The following is a 14730-nucleotide window of genomic DNA, read 5'->3' as shown; positions in this document are numbered from 1 at the left end:
TCTGCGCCACGGCATAAGCCACAATAAAAGGTTATGGCGCTCAGGCGACATTCCGCTTTACAAGCCTTAACAGGCTTTCTATAGTCAAAAATCACTAAAATTGGCTGAAAACCATTTTAAATCAGTGTTTTCACTCCAGTAAAAGGACAGGGCAAGCGTTATGGTCAAAGCAGTCATCGCCATTCACGGTGGGGCGGGCGCCATTACGCGCTCGGCAATGAGCGCAGAAAAAGAGCAGGCGTATCGTCAGGCGCTGAGCGATATCCTCGCCGCCGGCCAGGCGATGCTGGCGCAGGGCGCCAGCGCGCTGGACGCGGTAACCGAGGCGGTGCGGCTGCTGGAGGAGTGCCCGCTGTTCAACGCCGGCAGGGGCGCGGTCTTTACCCATCAGGGCACGCACGAACTCGACGCCTGCGTGATGGATGGCCGCACGCTGGAGGCGGGCGCGGTGGCGGGCGTCTCGCGCCTGCGCAATCCGGTGCTGGCGGCGCGCAAAGTGCTGGAGGTGAGCCCGCACGTGCTCTTTATCGGCGCGGGCGCCGAACAGTTCGCGCGGGACAACGGACTGGAAGAGGTTGAGCCCGATTTCTTTTCGACGCCGGAGCGCTGGGCGCAGCTGCAGCGCGCGCTGGCCAGCGACGAGACGCTGCTGGATCACGACGGCGCGGCGCAGCCGGACGATCCGCTCGATCCCGACCATAAATTCGGCACCGTCGGCGCGGTGGCGCTCGACGCCGAGGGCAACCTCGCCGCCGCGACGTCCACCGGCGGCATGACCAACAAGCAGGCGGGCCGCGTCGGCGATTCGCCGCTGCCGGGCGCCGGCTGCTACGCCAGCAACGACACGGTGGCGGTCTCCTGTACCGGCACCGGCGAAGTCTTTATTCGCACCCTGGCGGCCTACGATATCGCCGCGCAGATGCGCTACGGCGGTCACTCGCTGCAGCAGGCGTGCGTCAACGTCATCCACGACGCCATTCCCGAGCTGGGCGGCAGCGGCGGCTTAATCGCCGTCGACCGCTTTGGCAACGTGGCGCTGCCGTTCAACAGCGAAGGCATGTATCGCGGCGTGGCGCGCGTGGGCGAAGAGATTGAGGTCGGCATCTACCGCGAAAGCTAAGGAGCAGGCATGACGCAGCAAATGGCGCCGGAGCAGGTGCTGGCAGTACGCAATCTCAACGTGCGCTTCAGCCATGAAGGGCGCGTGACGCAGGCGGTGCGCAACCTCTCGCTGGAGGTGCAGCGCGGCGAAACCCTGGCGATTGTCGGCGAATCCGGCTCTGGCAAATCGGTCACCTCGCTGGCGCTGATGCGGCTGATCGAGCAGGCGGGCGGCGAGGTCAGCGGCGATATCCTGCTGCGTCGCCGCAGCGGCGATCTGCTGGACGTCTCGCGCGCCGCGCCGGGCGTGATGCGGCGCGTGCGCGGCGCCGATATGGCGATGATCTTCCAGGAGCCGATGACCTCGCTTAACCCGGTTTTCACCGTGGGCGAGCAGATCGCCGAATCGATCCGCCTGCATCAGGGAAAAAGCCACCAGCAGGCGCTGGCAGAAGCGCGCCGCATGCTCGATCTGGTGCGCATCCCTGAAGCGCAGGGCGTGCTGTCGCGCTATCCCCATCAGCTCTCCGGCGGCATGCGCCAGCGCGTGATGATCGCCATGGCGCTGTCGTGCCGGCCGGCGCTGCTGATCGCTGACGAGCCGACCACGGCGCTCGACGTCACCATTCAGGCGCAAATATTACAGCTGATCCGCGTGCTGCAAAAAGAGATGCAGATGGGGGTGATTTTTATCACCCACGATATGGGCGTGGTGGCGGAAATGGCAGACCGCGTCCAGGTGATGTATCGCGGCGACGTGGTGGAAAGCGCGCCGGTGCAGCAGCTGTTTGACGCGCCGCAGCAGCCCTATACCCGCGCGCTGCTGGCTGCGGTGCCGAAGCTCGGCGCCATGAGCGGCCAGCCGCTGCCCGCGCCTTTCCCGCTGCTGGGCGCCGACGCGCAGGCCGAGCCGGAAACGCCACAGGACACGGTGCAGCGCGACAGAGAACCCATTTTACAGGTGCGCGATCTGGTAACGCGCTTCGATATCCGCGGCGGCCTGCTTAACCGCGTTAAACGCCGCGTGCACGCGGTGGAGAAGGTGAGCTTCGACCTCTACGCCGGCGAGACGCTGGCGCTGGTGGGCGAATCGGGCTGTGGCAAATCCACCACCGGCCGCTCGCTGCTGCGGCTGGTGGCGAGCCAGGGCGGCACCATCACCTTTAACGGCCAGCGCATCGACCAGCTTGCCGGTTCGGCGCTGGCGCATCTGCGGCGCGACATTCAGTTTATTTTTCAGGATCCTTACGCCTCGCTCGATCCGCGCCTGACGGTGGGCTTCTCGATTATGGAGCCGCTGCTGGTGCACAAGGTGATGCCGCGCCGCGAGGCGGAGCAGCGCGTCGCCTGGCTGCTGGAAAAGGTCGGGCTGCTGCCGGAGCACGCGCAGCGCTATCCCCACGAATTTTCCGGCGGTCAGCGCCAGCGTATCTGCATCGCCCGCGCGCTGGCGCTCAACCCGAAAGTGGTGATCGCCGACGAGTCGGTGTCGGCGCTCGACGTCTCGATTCAGGCACAGATCGTCAATCTGATGCTCGACCTGCAGCGCGAGTTCGGCATCGCCTTTTTGTTTATTTCGCACGATATGGCCGTGGTGGAGCGCATCAGCCATCGCGTGGCGGTGATGTACCTGGGACAGATCGTTGAAATGGGGCCGCGCCAGGCGGTGTTCGAACAGCCGCAGCACCCCTACACCCGCAAGCTGATGGCCGCCGTGCCGGTGGCGGATCCGACGCATCGCCGCCGCGAGCGCGCGCTGCTGGTGGATGAAATCCCCAGCGCGGTGCGCGCGCTGGGCGACGAACCGGAGGTCGCGCCACTGATTGAGGTGGCGCCAGGCCACTTCGTCGCGCGCCATGCCATCAGCAGCACCTGATATCACACTCACACTAAGCAGGGATTACAGGAGAACCAGATGCACAACACAATGCGTAAAGGGCTACTGGCGGCAGGCGTGCTCAGCGCCATCACGGCGCTGCCCGCCTGGGCGGCGAAAGATGCGGTGATCGCCGTCGGCTCGAACTTCACCACGCTCGATCCTTACGACGCCAACGACACGCTGTCGCAGTCGGTGGCGAAATCCTTCTATCAGGGGCTGTTCGGCTTCGATGAAGAGATGAAGCTGACCAACGTGCTGGCGGAAAGCTATCAGGCGAGCCCGGACGGGCTGACCTACACCATCAAGCTGCGTCCAGGGATCAAATTTCAGGACGGCACGGATTTCAACGCCGAAGCGGTCAAGGTCAACCTGGAGCGCGCCAGCAATCCGGACAATCACCTGAAGCGCTACAACCTGTTCAAATATATCGCCACCACCGAGGCGGTCGATCCCACCACGGTGAAGATCACCCTGAAGCAGCCTTTCTCGGCTTTTATCAATAATCTGGCGCACCCGGCCGCGGTGATGATCTCCCCGACCGCGCTGAAAAAATATGGCAAGGAGATCGGCTTCCATCCAGTGGGCACCGGTCCCTATGAGCTGGTGACCTGGAACCAGACCGACTTTGTGAAGGTGAAGAAGTGGGACTGCTACTGGAAAAAGGGCTATCCGAAGCTCGACTCCATCACCTGGCGTCCGGTGGTCGACAACAACACCCGCGCCGCGATGCTGCAGACCGGCGAGGCGAACTTCGCCTTCCCGATCCCGTTCGAGCAGGCAAAACTGCTGGAGAAGAACGCGAAGCTGAAGGTGGTGACCTCGCCGTCGATTATGCAGCGCTATATCAGCCTGAACGTTACCCAGAAGCCGTTCGACAACCCGAAGGTGCGTGAGGCGCTAGAGTACGCCATCAACCGCGAGGCGCTGACCAAAGTCGCCTTTGCCGGCTACGCCACGCCGGCGACCGGCGTCGTGCCGCCCGCCATCGACTTTGCGCAAAAATATCCGGCGATCCCCTACAATCCGGCCAAAGCGCGCGAGCTGCTGAAGGAAGCGGGTTACCCCAACGGCTTTGAAACCACGCTCTGGTCGTCGCACAACCACAGCACCGCGCAAAAAGTGCTGCAGTTTACCCAGCAGCAGCTGGCGCAGGTGGGCGTGAAGGTGAAGGTGACGGCGATGGACGCTGGTCAGCGCGCCGCCGAGGTGGAGAGCAAAGCACAGAAAGAGAGCGGCGTGCGCATGTTCTACACCGGCTGGTCCGCCTCGACCGGCGAAGCGGACTGGGCGCTGACGCCGCTGTTCGCCACCACCTCCTGGCCGCCCGCCATTTTCAACACCGCGTTCTACAGCAACCCGCAGGTTGATAAAGATCTGGCCGACGCGCTGAAAACCACGGACCGCGAGCGTAAAGCGAGCCTCTACAAAGACGCGCAGGATAAAATCTGGAACGATCATCCGTGGATCCCGCTGGTGGTGGAGCAGCTGGTTTCCGCCAACACCACCTCGCTGAGCGGCTTCTACGTCCAGCCGGACACCGGCTTCAATTTCGACGAGGCCGATCTGAAGTAACCCGACAGGCCAGCCCGTCTGGGCTGGCCGCCGCTGCGCAGGATTTCGCATGCTTAACTATTTTATTAAACGGCTGCTGGGGCTGATCCCCACGCTGCTGATTGTGGCGGTGCTGGTGTTCATGTTCGTTCACCTGCTGCCGGGCGATCCGGCGCGCCTGATCGCCGGTCAGGACGCGGACGCGACGGTGGTCGCGCTGGTGCGCCAGGAGCTGGGCCTGGATCAGCCGCTGCCGCAGCAGTTCTGGCACTTTATGCTCAACGCGCTGCAGGGCGATTTCGGCCAGTCGCTGGTGTCGAAGCGGCCGGTGGCCGACGAGATCGCCGCGCGCTTTATGCCCACGCTGTGGCTGACGCTGGCCAGTATGATCTGGGCGGTGGTGTTCGGCATGGCGATTGGCATCCTCTCTGCCGTCTGGCGCAACCGCTGGCCGGACCGTCTTGGCATGACGCTGGCGGTGTCAGGCATCTCCTTTCCCGCTTTCGCCCTCGGCATGCTGCTGATGCAGGTGTTCTCGGTGGAACTCGGCTGGCTGCCGACCGTCGGCGCCGACAGCTGGCGACACTATATTCTGCCGTCGATTACGCTGGGCGCCGCGGTGGCGGCGGTAATGGCGCGCTTTACCCGCGCCTCCTTCGTTGAGGTGATGCAGGAGGATTATATGCGCACCGCGCGCGCCAAAGGGGTGCGCGAATCGCTGGTGGTGGTGAAACACGGCCTGCGCAACGCCATGATCCCGGTGGTCACCATGATGGGCCTGCAGTTCGGCTTTCTGCTTGGCGGCTCCATCGTCGTCGAGGTGGTGTTTAACTGGCCGGGGCTGGGCCGTCTGCTGGTGGATTCGGTGGAGATGCGCGACTACCCGGTGATCCAGGCCGAAGTGCTGCTCTTTTCGCTGGAGTTCATCCTGATTAACCTGATTGTCGATCTGCTCTATGCGGCAATCAATCCCGCCATTCGCTACAGGTAAGGAGTCGCAATGAAAAACTGGCGACGTGAAGCGGCGCTGAAAAGCCTGCCGCTGACCACGGAAAATCGGGTTCGTACGCCCTGGAGCGAGTTCTGGCGACGTTTTCGCCGTCAGCCGGTGGCAGTGACGGCCGGACTGTTCGTGCTGCTGCTGATCGTGGTGGCCTTTATCGCGCCGCTGATCGCCCCCTTCGACGCAGAAAACTACTTCGACTACGACCGGCTCAACGAAGGCCCCTCGGCGCTGCACTGGTTCGGCGTCGATTCGCTGGGGCGCGATATCTTTAGCCGCGTGCTGGTGGGCACGCGCATCTCGCTGATCGCCGGCTTCTTTTCCGTGGCCATCGGCGCGGCGATCGGCACGCTGTTCGGCCTGCTGGCGGGCTACTACGAAGGCGCCTGGGATCGCATTACCATGCGCGTCTGCGACGTGCTGTTTGCCTTTCCCGGCATTCTGCTGGCGATCGCCGTGGTGGCGATTATGGGCAGCGGCATGAGCAATGTGATCATCGCCGTGGCAATCTTCAGCATTCCGGCGTTTGCTCGCCTGGTGCGTGGCAACACGCTGGTGCTGAAGCATCAGACCTATATCGAGTCGGCGCGTAGCATCGGCGCCTCGGACGCCACTATCCTGCTGCGCCATATCCTGCCCGGCACGGTGTCGTCCATTGTGGTCTACTTCACCATGCGCATCGGCACCTCAATCATTACCGCCGCCAGCCTGTCGTTTCTCGGGCTGGGCGCGCAGCCGCCCACGCCGGAGTGGGGCGCGATGCTGAACGAGGCGCGCGCCGATATGGTGCTGGCGCCGCACGTGGCGATTTTCCCCAGCCTGGCGATTTTCCTCACGGTTTTAGCATTTAATTTGCTTGGCGACGGGCTTCGCGACGCACTCGATCCTAAACTCAGGTCATGAAAAAATTCGACTACGAGCAAGACTTTAAAACCATCGACTTCCGCAAGCAGCCGGAGCGCTATCAGGTTGGGCGCGGCGAGCAGGGCGTGCTGATGGTGGAGCCCTATAAAAGCGAGATCCTGCCGCACTGGCGCTTTCGCACCGTGCCGATAGCGCAGGCCTCGGCGGCGAAGATCATGGAGCTGTTTGAGGCCTATCGCGCGCAGGATGATTTCGTTGGTATGGATATGGCGCGTAAATTCATTCAGATGGGCTACACCCGCGCGCGTCGCTACAGCAACCACAAGGGCGGACGCAAATATGACGCCGACGGCAATGAGCTGCCGCGCGGCGTCGACGAAGAGAAGGCCGCGGCGGCGGCCGTGTTCAAAGCCTACTGGGATCGCCTGCGCGAAGATGAGGACTATCTGGCGCGCAAACAGGCGCACCAGAAGCTGTATGGCTAAATGTCGCACGATTGACCGATAAATCGTGGGGTTTTTCAACCAGATAAAGGGCGCTTCCCTGTGCGGGCAAACCGCCTTTTCTTTGGTCCATTACGTAAATAAGTGCAAACACCGTCGCCGGGCGTTTGCTGGCTAACCTCGCGTTATCTCAGTAAAAAATCAAAAAAACGCTCTCAGATGGAACCGGCTGGTGCGCACAACAGGGTTGAGTTTGGCGCGGCCTGGTGCTTAAATCCGACATTCAAATTTACTGTGAATTCAATAATAAGCAGATAACAAGGCAGCTGCGGACACCTGTCGCCGCAGTCGACGAAGTGGATAATGTGAGAGCGCAATGATGAAAGAGATCGTTAACGGATTTCTGAGTTTTCAACAGAATGTGTTTCCTGAAAGGAAGGATCTTTTCAAAAGCCTGGCGTCGAACCAAAATCCTAAAGCGCTGTTTATCTCCTGTTCCGACAGCCGTCTGGTGCCGGAGCTGGTGACGCAGCAGGAGCCGGGCCAGCTGTTCGTGATCCGCAACGCGGGCAATATCGTGCCGCCGTTCGGTCCTGAGCCGGGCGGCGTCTCCGCCACCATCGAATATGCGCTGATGGTGCTGGGCGTCAGCGAAATCATCATCTGCGGCCACTCCAACTGCGGCGCGATGAACGCTATCGCCTCTTGCCAGTGCATGGACACCATGCCGGCGGTTGAGCACTGGCTGCGCTACGCCGACGCGGCGAAAACCGTGGTGGAAGAGCGCGAGTTCGAAACGCCGGAAGCCAAGCTAAACGAGATGGTGAAAGAGAACGTTATCGCGCAGCTGAACAATATCAAGACGCATCCGTCCGTGGCGCTGGCGCTGCGTAAAGGCAAAGTGCGCCTGCACGGCTGGGTCTACGACATTGAGTCAGGCAAAATCATCGCCCTGACCGAAGGCGGCAAAAGCTTTATCTCTCTCTCCGATAACCCGGAAACCTGCTTCGAGTAATCCTCTCGCCCGCTGTGTCCACAGCGGGCGTTTTCTTTCCTTTTCTTCCGGCGCGTTCTCATTAGATTATCTAAGCTATTAACGTCCTGTTTCCACTTGAGAACTGACTATGCGCAAAATTTCCTTGTTGACCCTGTTAGCAGGCGCCGCGCTGCTGGCGGGATGTACCTCGCACGTTACCGATAAACAGCACTATTCCGGTTTTATCCAGGATTACAGTCAGCTTAAACCCGCTTCTTCCGCCAGCGACCGACCGACGCTGCGCTGGATTTCGCCCGACTACCGCAGCAGCGACTACAGCTCGGTGGTCTATACGCCGGTGGTGTACTATCCGGCGGCGAAGCCTACGGCGCGCGTCAGCCAGCAAACCCTGGATCAGATCCGCAGCTACACCGACACGCGGCTGAAAGCGGCGATTGGCGAGCGTAAAAAGCTGGTGACGCAGCCCGGCCCGCGCACGCTGATCGTGCGCAGCGCCATCACCGGCGTCACGGCGGAAAACGAGGGCGTGCAGTTCTATGAGGTGGTGCCGGTCGCGGCGGTGATCGCCAGCACCATGGCGGCGACCGGGCACCGCACGCAGAACAGCGCGCTGTTCCTGGAGATCGAAGCGCGCGACGCCCAGACCGGCAAACCGCTGATCAAGGTGGTGCGCAAAGCGTTCGGCAAGCCGCTGAACAACAGCAGCGCGCCCATCACCTACGGCGACGTGAAAAGCGCCATTGACGAAACCGTCAGCGACGCTATGCACTTTAGCGCGCCCTGAGTCAGCGGGCACTGGCAGGGATGCCATACTTAATCTTTTGTAAAGCCTGAACATTATCCCGTCGCGCTGGCTACCCTTAAGCTTATCCCCTGGCGACTGGAGCACTCTATGGCCCGATTCACTGCTGCGCTGCTACTCGGCGGCGCGCTCGCGACGCTTCCCGCGCTGGCGGCGGAGGTGCAGGTTCAGGTTTTACAGGACAAACTCGATCATCCCTGGTCGGTGGCGTTTCTGCCGGACAATCAGACGCTGCTGATCACCGAGCGCAGCGGCCAGCTGCGCAGCTGGCAGCCGCAGAGCGGCCTGTCGCAGCCGATTGAGGGCGTGCCGCAGGTGGTGGCGCGTCGCCAGGCAGGGCTGCTCGACGTGGTGCTGGCGCCGGATTTTGCGCAGAGCCGCCGCGTCTGGCTGAGCTATACCGAGGCCAACAGCCGCGGCGAGCTGGGCGCAGTGGTGGGCTACGGTCAGCTCAGCGCGGATAATCGCCGCCTGACCGACTTTAAAACGGTGGTGCGCCAGACGCCGCAGCTGTCGGCGGGCAACAACCTCGGCACGCGCCTCGCCTTCGATGGCGACGGCTATCTCTATATCGTCTTCGGCGACAACTTCCACAGCAGCAGCGCGCAGGATCTCGACAAGCTCACCGGCAAAATCCTGCGTCTGAATCAGGACGGCAGCGTGCCAAAAGATAATCCATTCGTCAGCCGCAGCGGTGCGCGTCCTGAGATTTGGGCTTACGGCCTGCGCAATCCGCAGGGGCTGGCCTTTAATCCCTGGACGCAGCAGATGTGGGAGAGCGAGCATGGCCCGCGCGGCGGCGATGAGGTGAATATTCCGCAAAAGGGCAAAAATTACGGCTGGCCGCTGGCGACCTGGGGCATTGACTACAGCGGCAGTAAAGTGCCGGAGTCAAAGGGCACGCACGTGGCGGGAACGGAGCAGCCGGCGTTTTACTGGAAAGTCTCGCCGGCGGTTAGCGGCATGGCGTTTTACAACAGCGCCCGTTTTCCGCAGTGGAAAAATTCGCTGTTTATCGGCGCGCTGAAAGAGAAAAGCCTGATCCGCCTCAGCGTCAACGGCGATAAGGTGGTCGAGACGCAGCGCCTGCTGGGCGATCGCCACGAGCGCATCCGCGACGTGCGTCAGGGGCCGGACGGCTATCTCTATGTGCTCACCGACGAGGACAACGGCAAGCTGCTGAAGGTCGGGCTGGCGCAGGAGGCCAGCGCCGCACGCGGCTAATCAGCGCGCCCAGCGGCAGACCTCCCAGCCGCGCGCGAGCGCTTCCTGATGCAGCCGCGCGTCGGGGTTGATCACCAGCGCATGATCGGCCTGCGCCAGCAGTGGCAGGTCGTTCATGGAGTCGCTGTAGGCCCAGGTGCGATCAAACTGACTCTCCTGCTGCAGCGCGCGCCAGTCGGTCAGCCGCGTCACCTTGCCCTCTTTGTAGGTCAGGGTGCCGTAGGTCTGGCCGCTGTAGCGATCGTCCACCACTTCGACGCCAATCGCCAGCGCGCCGTGCGCCCCCAGGCGTTCGGCAATCGGCGCCACCAGATGCTCGCCGCTGGCGGAGCAAATCACCACTTTGTCGCCGCGCAGCTGATGCCATCCAATGCGGTCACGCGCCTCTGGATAGACGCGCGGCAGGATGTCGCGCTGGATCCAGCGGCGCACCCAGCCCGCCACGGTCGGCGCCGCCAGCCCGGCCAGCGGCGAGAGCGTCAGCGCCATATACTCTTCCATCGCCAGGGTGCCGGCGTAGTACTGCGCCATCAGCGCCTGCTCTTCCGCCAGCAGCGTTTCCCGCGCGAAGCCCTGCGACACCAGCCAACGCAGCCACAGGCCAGTACTGTCGGCGCAGATGACGGTTTCGTCGAGGTCAAATACGGCTAAGTCCATGGTGCATCTCCTCAGTTGACTCCCATCAGCCTGGCAGAATTTTGTGACGGTCTTAACTCTTCTGCGAAAAATCGGAATTTAACCGGCTTTTCTCCACGCGCGCGCGGCGCGACACTGGTCAGCGCGTCCGGCTGGTGCCAGGGTTACTCTACTAAACTCTATAAAACTTTACGGTTGGGCGGTTTTTTTCATGCGCTGCAGAGGGTAGCGTTTTACTCTGTCGTTTTTTGCCTTAAAACCGCGATTTAACATGGAATTTCCTCGCATATGACAACTATTCGCTCTCCACGCCGCCTGCGGTTCGCCGCCGCCTCGTTACTGCTGTTTGTCGCGCCCGCCGCGCTTGCCGTTGATGCCCCCGCGCCGCCTCAGGTTGAGGCCAAAGCCTGGATTCTGATGGATTACGCCAGCGGTAAGGTGCTGGCGGAAGGCAACGCGGACGATCGGCTCGATCCCGCCAGCCTGACCAAAATGATGACCAGCTATGTGGTCGGGCAGGCGCTGAAATCGGGCAAGATTAAGCGCGACGATATGGTGACAATCGGTCAGGACGCATGGGCCACCGGCAATCCTAAGCTCAAGGGTTCGTCGCTGATGTTCCTTAAGCCTGGCGACCGCATTCCGGTGTCGGAGCTGAATAAAGGCATTGTTATCCAGTCCGGCAACGACGCCTGCATCGCGCTGGCCGACTATGTCGCCGGCAGCCAGGACGCCTTTATCGGCCTGATGAACAACTACGTGAAGGCGTTCGGGCTGAAAAACACCCACTTTATGACGGTGCACGGGCTGGATGCAGAAGGGCAGTACAGCACGGCGCGCGATATGGCGCTGATTGGCCAGGCGCTAATCCGCGACGTGCCGGAAGAGTATGCGCTGAATAAAGAGAAAGAGTTTACCTTCAACCATATTCGCCAGATGAACCGCAACCGGCTGCTGTGGAGCACCAATCTGCAGGTCGACGGCATCAAGACCGGCCACACCTCGGGCGCCGGCAACAATCTCGTGGCCTCCGCCACCGAGAACGATATGCGCTTGATCTCCGTGGTGCTCGGCACCGCCACCGACGCCGCGCGTTTCCGCGAAAGCGAGAAGCTGCTGACCTGGGGATTCCGCTTTTTCGAAACCGTGACGCCGATTAAGGCGGACAAGCCGTTCGCCCAGCAGCGCGTCTGGTTCGGCGATCGCAAAGAGGTCAATCTGGGTGTCGAGAAAGACGCCGCGCTGACGCTGCCGAAAGGGCAGATGAAGAACCTGAAGGCGAGCTATAACCTGACCACGTCGCAGCTTGAAGCGCCGTTAAAGAAAAATCAGGTGGTGGGCACCATCGACTTCCAGCTGGATGGCAAAACCATCGAACAGCGTCCGCTGGTGGTGATGGAGGAGGTGCCAGAAGGCAATTTCTTCAGCCGCATCGTCGATTTCGTGCTGATGCAGTTTCACTCGCTGTTCGGCAAGTGGTTTAGTTAAAGTACACTCTGGTAGTGTTGAGCAGACGCGGATGGCGTGGGCCGATCGCAAAGTCGCTCACGGCCTCCCTGCGCGCTCGGCCCGCTTGCTTAATCCTGGATCCAGCCCTTGCGTATCGGCAGGGCGAACAGCGCGCGGTAAAGCGCGCTACAGGTCGCCAGCATGCGCGCGCCGTAGCCCTGCCAGGCGAGATGCGACGCCAGACAGCCGAGCAGCCCCACCAGAAACCCGCCCAGCATATCCATCGGCCAGTGCACGCCAAGGTAAACACGCGACCAGGCGATGGCCGTGCCGAGCGCCATCAGGATCACGCCCGACCAGAGGCGATGCCAGAAAATAAACGCCAGCGCAAAGGTAAAAATGGTGGTGCCGTGATCGCTCGGGTAGGAGTCGTCAGGCGCATGATGCAGAAACTGATAGCCCAGCCCGATGGCGAACGGGCGCGGATGCGGAAACAGCTGGCCGACGCACCATGAGATGCTCAGCGCGTAAATCAGCGCCATGCCGGTTTTCAGCACCAGCACGCGCTGCGAGTGGACGCGATCGCGCGGACCCCACAGCCAGAGCGCGACAATCAGCAGCGGCACAATAGCGATCAGGTCTTTGGCGATAAAGGTCGCCAGCGCCAGCAGCCAGGCGGGGGAATCCGGGGTGGCGTTGATCAGTAAAAACAGAGAGTGGTTAAGCGCTTCCATCGTGGTGTCAGTCTCCTCGTCATAAACCTGCGCCCGTCTACCGTTGCGCACAAAATGGCAATAAAAAGCCTATCCTGGCGGCACGGCCCGCCGGGGTATATAGCGTCGGTTCTTAAATGACACGCAGGTTGCAGAACGGTTTAAGTTCAGTGACGCTGCGCGCAGCCTTTGCCCGCTGCGACGCAGTAAATCGCAGGCATAAAAAAACCCGTCAGTAAAAAACTGGCGGGCTCCACAATTTGGGGATTTCAAAGAAAAGCAGTGGCACATATTCAGACTCGGTCTTAACAAAAAAGTTCTGGACTGAGTCAAAAAAATTTTATAAGGGCAAAATCGGCCAGATAATCACAATCAGCGTGCCGGCCAGCGTCAGCAGCACGTTGGCGATGGCGTAGGTGCCTGCGTAGCCGAGCGCCGGAATATTGCTGCGCGCCGTATCGCAGATAATCTCCATTGCCGGCGCGCAGGTGCGGGCGCCCATAATGGCGCCAAACAGCAGCGCGCGGTTCATACGCAGCACGTAGGCGCCGAACAGATAGCAGATCACCACCGGCAGCAAACTCACCAGCAGGCCGCACAGCAGCATCAGCGCGCCTTCGCTGCCGAGCCCGTGATTGATGCCGCTGCCGGCGCTCAGGCCGACGCCCGCCATAAATACCATCAGCCCAAACTCCTTCACCATGGTCAGTGCCCCCTGCGGGATATAGCCGAAGGTCGGATGGTTGGCGCGCAGGAAGCCGAGCATAATGCCGGCGAACAGCAGCCCGGCGGCGTTGCCGATGCCGAAGCTGAAGTTGCTGAACTGAAAGGTAATCAGCCCGATCATCAGCCCGACGATAAAGAAGGCGCAGAACGCCAGCAGATCGGTTACCTGACTGTGAATGGCGATAAAGCCGATGCGGTCCGCCACGTTTTTCACGCGCTTCGCCTCGCCGCTGACCTGCAGGATATCGCCCTTGTGCAGCATAATGCTGTCGTCGATCGGCATCTCAATCTGGCTGCGGATCACCCGGTTCAGGAAGCAGCCGTGATCGGTCAGGTTGAGTTTGCTAAGGCGCTTGTTCACCGCGTTGTGGTTTTTCACCACAATCTCTTCCGTGACGATGCGCATATCGAGCAGATCGCGGTCAAAAACCTCTTTGCCGTTGCGGAAGCTGGCGTCGAGGCGCGCGTGGGCGTCGGGGTAGCCCACCAGCGAAATATCGTCGCCAAGCTGCAACACCGCGTCGCCGTCCGGGCTGGCCAGTATGCCGTTGCGGCGAATGCGCTCGATATAGCAGCCGGTCTGGCGGTAGATGCCCAGCTCGCGCAGGTTCTTGCCGCCGCTCCATGCCACCAGCTCCGGGCCGACGCGATAGGCGCGGATCACCGGCAGAAAAACCTTGCGCTGGCTGTCGGCGTCGAGCCCGCGCTCGCGCGCGATCTGCTGCGCGCAGGTCGGCAAATCCTGATGCTGCAGGCGCGGCAGGTAGCGCGCGCCAAAAATTAAACTCACCAGGCCCACCAGATAGGTGAGGGCATAGCCGAGAGAGAGATGATCCTGCATCAGCGCCAGCTGAGCGCGGTCGTTTATACTTTGCCGCAGCGTGTCGCCGGCGCCCACCAGCACCGGCGTGGAGGTCATCGACCCCGCCAGCATGCCCGCCGTCAGGCCGATATCCCAGCCGAACAGCTTGCCAAAGCCGAGCGCCAGCAGCAGCGCGCTGACCACCATCACCATCGCCAGCAGAAAATAGTTTTTTCCGTCGCGGAAGAAAATCGAGAAAAAGTTGGGGCCCGCCTCTACGCCGACGCAAAAAATAAACAGCATAAAGCCCAGGCTCAGCGCGGCGGTATTAATCGCGAAGTGCTGCTGCCCGAGTAATAAAGAAACCACTAATACGCCGATGGAATTTCCTAACTGCACCGAACCCAGGCGTAATTTACCCAGACAGAGTCCGAGCGCTAAAACGACAAATAATAACAGAACGTCATTTCCGCTTAACAAATCTGCGACGTTTATGTTCACTGTTTAACTTCTTGTTTACGTGTAAGCTGTTGATGACAG

Annotated in this window: 13 protein-coding genes; 10 read left to right on the top strand and 3 right to left on the bottom strand. The window is 61.3% G+C overall.

Going from position 1 to position 14730, the window contains the following annotated elements; translation table 11 throughout:
- Positions 1-160 precede the first annotated feature (160 nt).
- From B2J69_RS02440 to B2J69_RS02400, 9 genes are all read left to right on the top strand, one after another.
- Entirely contained in the window at positions 161-1120 is a 960-nt protein-coding gene (locus B2J69_RS02440) for an isoaspartyl peptidase/L-asparaginase family protein (RefSeq protein ID WP_081135985.1), read from the top strand.
- A gap of 9 nt (positions 1121-1129) precedes the next feature.
- A complete protein-coding gene (gene gsiA, locus B2J69_RS02435; RefSeq protein WP_081135983.1) occupies positions 1130-2977 on the top strand; it encodes a glutathione ABC transporter ATP-binding protein GsiA in 1848 nt (615 codons plus the stop codon).
- Between the two features lie 39 nt (positions 2978-3016).
- Positions 3017-4552: a glutathione ABC transporter substrate-binding protein GsiB gene (gene gsiB / locus B2J69_RS02430; protein ID WP_081135981.1), complete on the top strand. Its 1536-nt coding sequence runs from the start codon at positions 3017-3019 to the stop codon at positions 4550-4552.
- A 49-nt stretch (positions 4553-4601) separates the two neighbouring features.
- Entirely contained in the window at positions 4602-5522 is a 921-nt protein-coding gene (gsiC, locus tag B2J69_RS02425; RefSeq protein WP_081135979.1) for a glutathione ABC transporter permease GsiC, read from the top strand.
- Between the two features lie 9 nt (positions 5523-5531).
- Positions 5532-6437, top strand: a complete 906-nt coding sequence (gene gsiD / locus B2J69_RS02420) for a glutathione ABC transporter permease GsiD (protein ID WP_081135977.1) — start codon at positions 5532-5534, stop codon at positions 6435-6437.
- Positions 6434-6883: a DUF4385 domain-containing protein gene (locus tag B2J69_RS02415; RefSeq protein WP_081135975.1), complete on the top strand. Its 450-nt coding sequence runs from the start codon at positions 6434-6436 to the stop codon at positions 6881-6883. The genes gsiD and B2J69_RS02415 overlap by 4 nt, the downstream gene beginning before the upstream one ends.
- 337 nt (positions 6884-7220) lie before the next feature.
- Positions 7221-7856 carry a carbonic anhydrase gene (locus tag B2J69_RS02410; RefSeq protein WP_081136363.1) on the top strand — a complete coding sequence of 212 codons (636 nt, stop codon included), beginning with the start codon at positions 7221-7223 and terminating at the stop codon, positions 7854-7856.
- Between the two features lie 109 nt (positions 7857-7965).
- The gene (locus B2J69_RS02405; protein WP_081135973.1) at positions 7966-8622 is read left to right on the top strand and encodes a DUF3313 domain-containing protein; all 657 of its coding nucleotides are present in this window, start codon (positions 7966-7968) and stop codon (positions 8620-8622) included.
- A 108-nt stretch (positions 8623-8730) separates the two neighbouring features.
- Entirely contained in the window at positions 8731-9864 is a 1134-nt protein-coding gene (locus B2J69_RS02400) for a PQQ-dependent sugar dehydrogenase (RefSeq protein WP_081135971.1), read from the top strand.
- Here B2J69_RS02400 and B2J69_RS02395 read toward each other — a convergent pair whose 3' ends face one another.
- Positions 9865-10521 (bottom strand): HAD family hydrolase, encoded by a 657-nt coding sequence (locus tag B2J69_RS02395; RefSeq protein ID WP_081135969.1) that lies wholly within the window; start codon positions 10519-10521, stop codon positions 9865-9867. It lies immediately after the preceding gene.
- Positions 10522-10788: 267 nt separating this feature from the next.
- Between B2J69_RS02395 and B2J69_RS02390 the strand changes: the two genes are divergently transcribed.
- Positions 10789-11988: a serine hydrolase gene (locus B2J69_RS02390; protein ID WP_081135967.1), complete on the top strand. Its 1200-nt coding sequence runs from the start codon at positions 10789-10791 to the stop codon at positions 11986-11988.
- Positions 11989-12077: 89 nt separating this feature from the next.
- Here the strand turns inward: B2J69_RS02390 and ybjG are convergent, their stop codons facing one another.
- Both ybjG and B2J69_RS02380 read right to left on the bottom strand, forming a co-directional pair.
- Complete coding sequence (gene ybjG / locus B2J69_RS02385) at positions 12078-12683, bottom strand: undecaprenyl-diphosphate phosphatase (RefSeq protein ID WP_081135965.1); 606 nt, start codon at positions 12681-12683, stop codon at positions 12078-12080.
- Positions 12684-13002: 319 nt separating this feature from the next.
- Complete coding sequence (locus tag B2J69_RS02380) at positions 13003-14691, bottom strand: aspartate:alanine antiporter (RefSeq protein WP_081135963.1); 1689 nt, start codon at positions 14689-14691, stop codon at positions 13003-13005.
- Positions 14692-14730 lie beyond the last annotated feature (39 nt).

It is taken from the genome of Pantoea latae (genome assembly GCF_002077695.1).
GTDB classification, from domain to species: Bacteria; Pseudomonadota; Gammaproteobacteria; order Enterobacterales; family Enterobacteriaceae; genus Pantoea; species Pantoea latae.
Note: the sequence above shows the minus strand (reverse complement) of the source record. Positions and strands in the feature narration are given on the sequence as shown.